At 66.0% G+C, this 1,233-nt stretch carries 1 protein-coding gene; it reads right to left on the bottom strand.

Annotation, left to right across the window (positions count from 1 at the left end; all coding sequences use genetic code 11):
• Window positions 1–13: 13 nt before the first annotated feature.
• Window positions 14–1,147, bottom strand: coding sequence for an IS630 family transposase (locus AB0J08_RS41665; protein WP_360645442.1), 1,134 nt, complete (start codon window positions 1,145–1,147; stop codon window positions 14–16).
• Between the last annotated feature and the right edge of the window lie 86 nt (window positions 1,148–1,233).

Below are 1,233 nucleotides of genomic sequence, written 5' to 3'. Positions count from 1 at the left end.
AACTAGTGCCGCATCAAGCAACGTTCGCCCTGGCGACGACTGCGCGTAGGCGTTCGTCGGCGGCGTGCTTGTTCCGCCAGATGATGTAGCGGCGGATCATGCTGCCCTGCTCCTTGTGGCTGGCATGGTCGGTGCCGTCGAGTGCGAAGTAGCGCAGGGCTGTGAACTGGGCCTCGATCCGGTTGAGCCACGAGCTGTTGGTCGGGGTGTAGGCGATCTCCACGTTGTTCGCCGTCGCCCACGTCCCGACCCTCTGGCATCGCCTCGTGGTCAGGTGGGGCGAATAGTTGTCGACCACGATCGCGATGCGCACGTCGATCGGGTGCAGCGAGCGCAGGTAGCGGCAGAACTCCAGGAACTTCGAGCGGTTCTTCGTCTTCTTGATGTGCCCGTAGAGCTGGTCCTTGGCCAGGTCGTAGGCCGCGAACAGGTGCCGGACCCCGTGCGGGCGGGTGTAGGTCGCCCGCCTGCGCGGGCGAGGATCGCGGTGGGGGTCCTTGTGTCGGCCGCCGCGTTCGGCCCACTGCCGTCCGGGGTGGGGCTGGAGGTTTAGGGGACCGAACTCGTCCAGGCAGAAAACGACTTCGGGCTCGCCTTCCTCGGGTATGACCTCGCCGTCGGCGATCGCGTAGAGGTGCTCGACGCGGGCCTTCTTCGTGGCGTAGTCGGGGTCGCGGGAGGCCTTCCAGGTCTTCACGCGTTGAAACGACACGCCCTCCTCGCGGAGCAGGATCCGAAGGCCCTCGTGGCTGATGTCGTCGACCACCCCCTCGGCGACCAGGAAGTCGGCCAGCTTGGCCAGACTCCAGGTCGAGAACGGCAGGCCGTGCTCGGCCGGCTTGGACTTGACGATCTTCTTGATGTCCCGACGTTCCGGGAGGGTGAACGTCCTCGGCCGGCCGCCCTTGTACTTCGGGTAGAGCGACTCGAAGCCGTCGGAGTTGAAGTTGTGGATCACGTCCCGTACCCGGTCCGCGCTGGTGAACGTCACCTCGGCGATCTTCGCGACGGGCATGCCCTGCGCGGACAGCAGGACCATCTGGGCCCGCCGCCAGGTCACCACCGAACCTGTGCCTCTGCGGATGATCCGCAACAGGCGTCGGCCCTCGTCGTCGTCGATGTCCCGCACTCTCACGCGCTCAGCCACGTGATCATTCTGGCGGCACATCCCGTCCGGCACGACAACCGGACGGGATGTCACAACGGGGCGAACGTTGCTTGATGCGGCACTAG

The sequence above is a fragment of the Kitasatospora sp. NPDC050463 genome, assembly GCF_040655255.1.
Taxonomy (GTDB): Bacteria; Actinomycetota; Actinomycetes; order Streptomycetales; family Streptomycetaceae; genus Kitasatospora.
The sequence above is the reverse complement of the archived record's forward strand: the minus strand, read 5'-3'. Positions and strand labels throughout refer to the sequence as shown.